Source organism: Nonomuraea aridisoli, assembly GCF_003236395.1.
GTDB classification, from domain to species: Bacteria; Actinomycetota; Actinomycetes; order Streptosporangiales; family Streptosporangiaceae; genus Nonomuraea; species Nonomuraea aridisoli.
The window spans coordinates 1-881 of the sequence record NZ_POUD01000606.1 but is presented as its reverse complement, the minus strand read 5'-3'; the positions used below and the strand labels follow the sequence as shown (position 1 = coordinate 881).

Sequence of the window (881 nt, the reverse complement as noted above, 5' to 3'; positions counted from 1 at the left end):
AGGGTGTTCGGGCCCGAGCTCGTGGTCGGGGAGCTGCTCGCCGGGACGGAGGGTCTGGAGCGGCTGGTCCTGGCCTTGCACGACCGTGAGGGCCGTACGGTCGAGCAGCTCATCCGCATGATGGACGTGCTGCTGCTGACGTCCGGCAGGGAGCCGGTGGGGGCGGCGCTGCGGGCGCTGGTCACCGGCCGGATCGCCGAGCTGGTCGGGGAGGCCGCGGCGCACCCCGGCACCCGGCTCGGCGACGTGCTGGACACCGCGCTCGCCCGGTTCGCCGCCGATCCCGGGCCGGCCGCGATCGTGTCCGCCGGGGTGCCGATGCCGCGGCGTGGCGTCGGGCTGGGGTTGCGGGCGCTGAACGTGACCCTCGCCGACCTGGCCGTCCGCCACCGGCGCGCACATGGGGACCTCGTCGCCCTGGCCATGGCGCTGACGTGGTCGTCGAGCGCGCTCGCCGGCGTGGGACGGCTCGGCGAGGCGGTCGCCGCGGCGACGGAGGCCGTCGAGATCTACGCCGGCGCTCCCCCGTACGAGGCGGCGGCCGGGCGGGCGGACGCCTTCTTCGGGCTGGCGGCGTGCCTGCTGCTCGCCGGTGAGGGCGCGGCCGCGCTGAGGCCCGCGCAGGAGGCGGCGGCCAGGTTCCGCATCCTGGCCGAGGAGGATCCGCGCTATCGCGGTGAGGCCGCGCGGGCGCACCACAACCTGGCGTGCGCGCTGCTGGAGGCCGGCCGGGTGGGCGAGGCGGTGGCGGCGTTCGAAGCGGCAGGAGGCGACCCGGACTTCGCGACCCACGTGACCGACGTCCTGTCCGTCCTGGCCCCGGACGTTCCGTCGTTCTCCGGTGTCGAGTCGTCGGGAGCGGGCGGGGCGGAGGTGGTGGT

At 76.7% G+C, this 881-nt stretch carries 1 protein-coding gene; it reads left to right on the top strand.

Annotation, left to right across the window (positions count from 1 at the left end):
• A partial coding sequence (locus C1J01_RS50910; protein ID WP_181449388.1) for a tetratricopeptide repeat protein occupies nt 1–881 on the top strand: 881 nt, incomplete at both ends.